General features: G+C 61.4%; 7 protein-coding genes. 4 read left to right on the top strand and 3 right to left on the bottom strand.

All coding sequences use genetic code 11. The annotated features are described in order from the left end of the window. Window positions 1-977: 977 nt before the first annotated feature. A complete protein-coding gene (locus AC5ZG1_RS35255) occupies window positions 978-1,490 on the bottom strand; it encodes a cupin domain-containing protein (RefSeq protein ID WP_496135613.1) in 513 nt (170 codons plus the stop codon). A 19-nt stretch (window positions 1,491-1,509) separates the two neighbouring features. After that, on the bottom strand, window positions 1,510-2,385 hold the full coding sequence (locus tag AC5ZG1_RS35250; RefSeq protein ID WP_496135612.1) for an SDR family NAD(P)-dependent oxidoreductase: 876 nt from the start codon (window positions 2,383-2,385) through the stop codon (window positions 1,510-1,512). 101 nt (window positions 2,386-2,486) lie between these two features. Here AC5ZG1_RS35250 and AC5ZG1_RS35245 point away from each other — a divergent pair, with 101 nt between their 5' ends. From AC5ZG1_RS35245 to AC5ZG1_RS35230, 4 genes are all read left to right on the top strand, one after another. Then, window positions 2,487-3,710 carry a Rieske 2Fe-2S domain-containing protein gene (locus AC5ZG1_RS35245; RefSeq protein WP_496135611.1) on the top strand — a complete coding sequence of 408 codons (1,224 nt, stop codon included), beginning with the start codon at window positions 2,487-2,489 and terminating at the stop codon, window positions 3,708-3,710. Window positions 3,711-3,777: 67 nt separating this feature from the next. Continuing rightward, a complete protein-coding gene (locus tag AC5ZG1_RS35240; RefSeq protein ID WP_496135610.1) occupies window positions 3,778-4,134 on the top strand; it encodes a Rieske (2Fe-2S) protein in 357 nt (118 codons plus the stop codon). After that, on the top strand, window positions 4,131-4,322 hold the full coding sequence (locus AC5ZG1_RS35235; RefSeq protein WP_496135609.1) for a hypothetical protein: 192 nt from the start codon (window positions 4,131-4,133) through the stop codon (window positions 4,320-4,322). The genes AC5ZG1_RS35240 and AC5ZG1_RS35235 overlap by 4 nt, the downstream gene beginning before the upstream one ends. Further along, window positions 4,264-5,370, top strand: a complete 1,107-nt coding sequence (locus tag AC5ZG1_RS35230) for an NAD(P)/FAD-dependent oxidoreductase (protein WP_496135616.1) — start codon at window positions 4,264-4,266, stop codon at window positions 5,368-5,370. The genes AC5ZG1_RS35235 and AC5ZG1_RS35230 overlap by 59 nt, the downstream gene beginning before the upstream one ends. A 10-nt stretch (window positions 5,371-5,380) precedes the next feature. On the opposite strand, the gene AC5ZG1_RS35225 is transcribed toward AC5ZG1_RS35230, so the two are convergent. Further along, window positions 5,381-5,974 carry a MarR family winged helix-turn-helix transcriptional regulator gene (locus AC5ZG1_RS35225; protein WP_496135608.1) on the bottom strand — a complete coding sequence of 198 codons (594 nt, stop codon included), beginning with the start codon at window positions 5,972-5,974 and terminating at the stop codon, window positions 5,381-5,383. Window positions 5,975-6,000 lie beyond the last annotated feature (26 nt).

Below are 6,000 nucleotides of genomic sequence, written 5' to 3'. Positions count from 1 at the left end.
GTCCATCACAACCCTCCCCAGGTCGAGTGATGAAAGCCCCAAGCCCCAACGGGCAAAGCCTTGAGTCGCAGGTTTGACGCGTTATCTGCTACCTTGTTCACGACTTTTTCCAGGCGTCTTCTAGGCATCACTCGGACTGACCGTCGGTTGTTTGGGAGGGGAACCCGCGGTCCGTGCAGCGAAAAGTGCGTAGCGCGGCGGCAATCAATTTCACAAAGGCAACACGACTCTTCTTGTTGGCGAATGCTACGGCCGCCGCTCGACGCCGTGCTTGCGCACGCGGCGGCTGACTAGCCTTTACGAACAATTAACTTCTGGTCAGGGTCTTGGCTGTGTGAAAACGCTCAGCACTTGATGCGCCATCGAACAAGTTATTCGTCCAAGAGCCTCTTAGCCCTCCAACTCGCAACGGCACTGAACTTAAAGAACGAGCTGAAGAACGTAATTCTCGTCGCGTTTCGATATTTCGCGTTTTGCACAGCCAGGGTCAAAAGCGCCGTCCGGCGGTCGGCCTACCGTTTCCGCTTTACCTCCGGAAGGTGACAGTTTGAAAGCCGCGGTGGACTTCGGATTTGGGCCAGAAGGCGACGTTTGAAAGCGAAGAAGCGGCAACGGGGCAGCGGCTCAATTTAGCCACTGATGAAGCTCTTTGATGATTTCCCGCAGATCGTCCGCGTACTCCTCTATAACCCGACGCGCCTCCTCCTCCGAGCGCGCCGGCTTGGGCGACATCGCTTCGTCTTTCGAGCTGGCCAGAGGTGAGCGCTTCATACCCTAAAGGTGGATAGCCTCCAGCGCGCGGCAACTGTTCGCTCGCGATCTTCTTGCTAGACCCCGACGGCTCGAGGAGCCAACCACCACGCTTTCGGCGGGGAAGGGCGCCCGTGTTGTGTCAGGAGGTGCGCACGCCACAAAACAGGCGGCGAATCGCAGCAGTCGCTACGGAGCCTGCGCGACGTTAGTCGAGCTGTCAGCGGCTACCGATTGAGAAACGTCGTCAATTCCGCACCCTCATCAGCCACGAAGACAGCGATCAATTCGGCCGACTCGCTATTCCTTGCATTGGCGGAAACGAGGTGAATCGCGGCCGGTGGCTCAAAGAACGACTGTCCGACCTCAAATGTCTCCAGCGGACCGCCCTCGAGTTGCGAGCGCACTTCGCCCTTTGTAATGTAGGCCGTCACCGAGCCACCATGGCGGTGCGGCGGAGTAAAGCCGCCCGGTCCGTAAGTGACGCGGACCACGGTCACGCGCTTGCCGGGTACATTCGGCAAGGCGTGTGAACTGATCACTTCGACCTTGTTGAGCGATGAGCCGGACGAGGCGCTCTCGGCGCATAGCGGCGTCGGAATGCCCGATATCGGATTCATCGCCAGCGGCAATGTTCTACCGATCGCCACCGCGCAGGCGAAACCCGCAACGATTGCCAGCGACAGCCGGCGCCAGTCCCGCTCCGCGAGCGGCGTCATCATTCCCAGTGCAACGCTCATTGGCGTCTCCTGTTTGATCTCAAGGTCTGACGATCGGCTTGAATATCGAAAGCGGAGCGGGATCGCGGCTTGGCGGCGGTGGGATTCTTCCGTCAACATCCGTGAAGCCGTATTCCGTCGCCAGTTCGGAGGCGAGCAGGACCTGCCCGGTCTTGGCGATCACTTCAGGGTCGGCAGCCAACGCCGTGATCGCGCGCCCGACGAAGATCGGTGTCTCGCCTCTCTCGGTAATGAGCTTGGCAAGTGCCGCCGGCACACGATCGGGTTGGGCCGCAAGCTTCTCGCTCTTGATGTATCCAGGCCAGATCGAGATTGCGGAAATGCCGAACGGCTTGAGTTCATGCGCCATGTCTCGGGCCATGCGGTCGACGCCGGCTTTCTGTACGCCGAACGGGACGTTGAATGTGTAGCGGACGCCGCCGCCGGACGACGTGTTGACGATCAGGCCCCTTTTTTGCGGCAGCATCAGCGGGACAGCGAACTGGCTGCAGACGAAATGCGAGCGGAGGCCAACGCGATGCAGGGTGTCCCACAGCGAGGTTGAAATCTGCCAGAAGGGAACGTTGATCGGCATGACGTCCGGCGCGGCAAACACGTTATTCACGAGGACATCAAGCCGGCCGTGGTCGCGCCGGATCAGGTCGAAGACGTCCCTCACCGAAACGTCGTCGCGATGATCGCACAGGAGGCCGATGCCCCTGCCTCCCGCTTCGTCGATTGCCGAGAGGGTCTCATCGAGAGAGCCCGGCCAGTCCGAGCCGCCGCTGCTGCGCGTGCGTGCGGTGACGATCACCGTCGCTCCGGCCTCTGCCAGTCCGATGGCCACTCCCTTTCCGACTCCGCGGCTTCCGCCCGTCACCAGCGCGACACAATCCCTCAGGCGTCCCTCGGCCATATCACCTCCGCATTTCTTCTCAGGAAGATGCATTGACAAAAACCTTCCTGGGAAGATAATTGGCAGAGATAATCAAACGCGTCAATCAGGGAAGTCTCGTTATGGTCACGAGGGAAGAGAATGAGTTGCTGTGCCGCGTCACGGGTGATGCGCCGATGGGGCGGATGCTGCGTCAGCATTACTGGCTGCCGGCCGTCCTCTCGGTGCGGGTGCGCAAGGGCGAGGCGCCGATGCGCGTCAAGCTGTTCGGCCGCAACTTCGTTGCGTTCAGGGGGACGGACGGAGCCGTCGGCTTCCTCGACGAAGCTTGCCCGCACAGAGGTGCCTCTCTTGCGCTCGCGCGTGTCGGTGATTGCTCGCTGACCTGCCTGTTCCACGGCTGGAAAATCAGTGCCAGCGGAGAGGTGCTCGACGTTCCTAACGAGCCCAATAGCCCGAAGGAATTCGCAAAGACGGTCAAGGTGAAATCCTATCCGACGCGGGAAGGAGCTGGGCTGATCTGGGTCTGGCTCGGCGAGGGGACGGCGCCTCCTGCGCCGGACTTCGAATGGATGGGTTTGCCACCGGATCAGGTCTATGCCGCCGGCATTGAGCTCAATGCGAACTGGCTGCAGGGCGTCGAGGCGACCATTGACTCCTCGCATGTCGCTCTGCTGCACCAGAGCTGGACCGCGACCTCGGCAACCGATTTCGGCGCGACGCGGGTCAATACCGAAGTCAGCTATGCGTTCGAGAAGAAGCCCTACGGCTTTCGCGCCGCCGCGCTTCGATCTGCGCCCGATGGATCATGCCTCGCCCGCGTCACGGAATTCGTAATGCCCTATTACGGATTGATCGCGCCGATCTATTCCGGTCCGCAGCAGGACCGTACCGCGATCATCGCAGTGCCGATCGACGATGAGAACCTGATTCAGTGGTACATCTACTACAATCCGGAAAAGCCGGTGGACTCATGGCGCAAGGTGCAGCGTGCCAATCAGTGGCCGATGGCCGGCGGTCTTCCAGGCAATCAGTCCAACAATTGGGGGCAAAATCGCCAGATCATGGATGCCGGCAACAGCACCGGCTTTCATGAGATCGTCATCGAGGATTTCGTGGTGATGGTCAGCATGGGGCCGATCGTCGATCGTTCGAAGGAATATCTCTGCTCGGCGGACCAGGCGATCGTGCGGGTACGTCGCCAATTGCTTGAGGAAGTGCGCGGCTTCATGGACGGCAAGCCGCCGAAGAGCGCCCAGAGCGACAGCATGTCCTACAAGGACATCCGCGCGGTCGGCGGCCGGCTGGCGTCCGCCTCCGACGACTGGCGACAGATCCCTCGCTGATTGGATCGGACACGCCGCGCGGACCTCCTGTCCGCGTTCATTGCCCGGCAGGGGAGACGTCATGGCCATGAGCTGGAAACATATATGTGCCGCCGCGAAGCTGCCCGAAGGACAGCCTGTCGGCTTCAAGGTCGGCGAGCAGCGCATCGCTCTCTACAAGATCGACGACGAGATCTTCGCAACGGATGATGTCTGCTCGCATGCGTTCGCCCTGCTTTCCACCGGCTTTCTCGAGGGGCATCTCGTCGAATGCCCGCTGCATGGTGCGATGTTCGACGTACGCGACGGCAGGTGCCGCTCAGGCGCGTACAGGGATATCAGGGCATTCAAGGTCGAGATCCGCGATGGCGAAGTCTATGTGCATCTCGACGGCGAGCCTGCGAATGAGGATGTTCGCGATAACGTGACGGACGCCACATCGTGAGCGGCCTCGTCGTCATCGGCGCATCCTATGCCGGTGTTCAGGTGGCACTCAGCGCCCGTGATGCCGGCTATGCCGAACCGGTGACCGTCGTCGGCGAGGAGAAAATCGCTCCCGTATCAACGACCGCCGCTGTCAAAGGATTTTCTGCTCAACGAAGTCCGCGAGCCGCAGCTAATTCTGCGCGATGATGCGTTCTTCAAGAGCAGCCGGATCGACCTCGTTCTGGGACAACGGGCCGTGGAGATTGACCGGCAAGCGAAACAGGTCGCGCTTGCGGGCGGCGCCCGGCTGGACTTCGACAGTCTCGTGATCGCCACCGGATCGCGGGCTCGGCGCATATTGGTCCCCGGCGCCGAACTCGATGGGATTTGCTATCTTCGATCCCTCACTGATGCCTGCGATCTCAAGGGGCGACTGGAGCAGGCGAACGAGATCGTCATCATCGGGGGCGGGTTCATTGGACTTGAGGTTGCTGCCTCGGCGGCAAAGCTTGGCAAGAAGGTCACGGTGATCGAGGCCGCCTCCCGGCTGCTTGAACGCGCCGTATCGACGATTGTCTCGCGTTTCCTGCTCGATGCCCATGCACGGGCGGGCGTCGATGTGAGGCTGGGTGAGACCGTGGTTGCGATGACCGGGCATGATGGGAGGATCGCCGAGGTCGTTCTCGGCAGCGGCACTCGTCTGCGTGCCGATCTCGTCGTGGTGGGCATTGGCGGAATCGCCAATGATGAACTCGCAAGTACCGCCGGGCTGAAATGCTGCAATGGAATCGTCGTGAATGAGCACGGCAGCACGGAAGTTCCCGGCATTTACGCTGCGGGCGACTGCGCAAATCATTACAACCGGTTCGCAGATGAGTGGATCAGGCTGGAATCGGTCCAGCACGCCCAGGACCAGGGCAGGGTGGCAGGGCTTGCTATTGCGGGAAGCCACGAGCGGTACGACAGTGTCCCGCGGTTCTGGTCGGATCAGTACGATCTCAAACTACAGATCGTCGGGCTCTCTGGACGCAGCGACCAGGTCGTGACCCGTGGCTCCGTCGAGGATGGCAGGTGCTCCGTGTTCCATTACAGGCAGGGAAGATTGGTCGCGGCCGACAGCATCAACAGACCCGGCGACCAGATGGTAGCACGGCGCCTCATTGCCGCAGGCATTTCTCCGGCGCCGGAGCAGGCCGGAGACTGCTCGCTCGACATCAAATCACTGCTGAAGGCGGACGAGAAAACCGTCGCCTGATCTCGCATCCCTAGCCGGTCGCAGCGAGGCGGCCAATCTTCTTCGTCGCCTTCACGGTCTTCAACGTCAAAAGTTTGCGCAGGCACCGGTCAAGCATCCCGATCTCGGCCTTGTTTAGCCCGCTCGCGTCGATCACGCTCTCCACAACTTTCGCGATCTCGGTAATGCCGCGGTCAGCGGTCGCAAGGCCCTTCGAGGTGAGCCGGACCAGCTCGGAGCGGCCATCATCGTTCGCCGAAACGCGGAGGATGAACCCTCCTTCCTGGAGCCGCGCCACCCGCTTGCTCATGGCGCCCGAGGTGACGAGCAGAGCGCGGAACAGGTCGGTCGGGCGCAACTCGTATGGTCTTCCCGAGCGTCTGAGCGCCAGCAGGACGTAAAGCTCGCCGGTCTGCAGGCCGACGGTTTTCGAGATGTCCTGCAGCCGCTTTTCGTGAAGCTGGTTGACGCGCTCCAGCCGCAGCAGCGTTAAGGCGGCCGTCAGGTCGAGATCAGGGCGCTGTTCAAGCCAGGCGGCCTCGATGTCGTCGTAAAGGCTGCTAACGTGCTTTGGCGCCTGTTTGGTGCCCGGCCCCGCACCGCGCGACGCGCTCTTTTTCGTCATTCCTTTCTACCCTCGCTAGTCCTGCG

It is taken from the genome of Bradyrhizobium sp. Leo78 (assembly GCF_059512425.1).
The sequence above is the reverse complement of the archived record's forward strand: the minus strand, read 5'-3'. Positions and strand labels throughout refer to the sequence as shown.

Excerpts from the sequence above, each read along its gene's own strand:
- AC5ZG1_RS35250 (WP_496135612.1), bottom strand. The coding sequence starts at position 2,385 with ATGGCCGAGGGACGCCTGAGGGATTGTGTCGCGCTGGTGACGGGCGGA.
- AC5ZG1_RS35240 (WP_496135610.1), top strand. The coding sequence starts at position 3,778 with ATGAGCTGGAAACATATATGTGCCGCCGCGAAGCTGCCCGAAGGACAG.
- AC5ZG1_RS35245 (WP_496135611.1), top strand. The coding sequence starts at position 2,487 with ATGGTCACGAGGGAAGAGAATGAGTTGCTGTGCCGCGTCACGGGTGAT.
- AC5ZG1_RS35255 (WP_496135613.1), bottom strand. The coding sequence starts at position 1,490 with ATGAGCGTTGCACTGGGAATGATGACGCCGCTCGCGGAGCGGGACTGG.
- AC5ZG1_RS35225 (WP_496135608.1), bottom strand. The coding sequence starts at position 5,974 with ATGACGAAAAAGAGCGCGTCGCGCGGTGCGGGGCCGGGCACCAAACAG.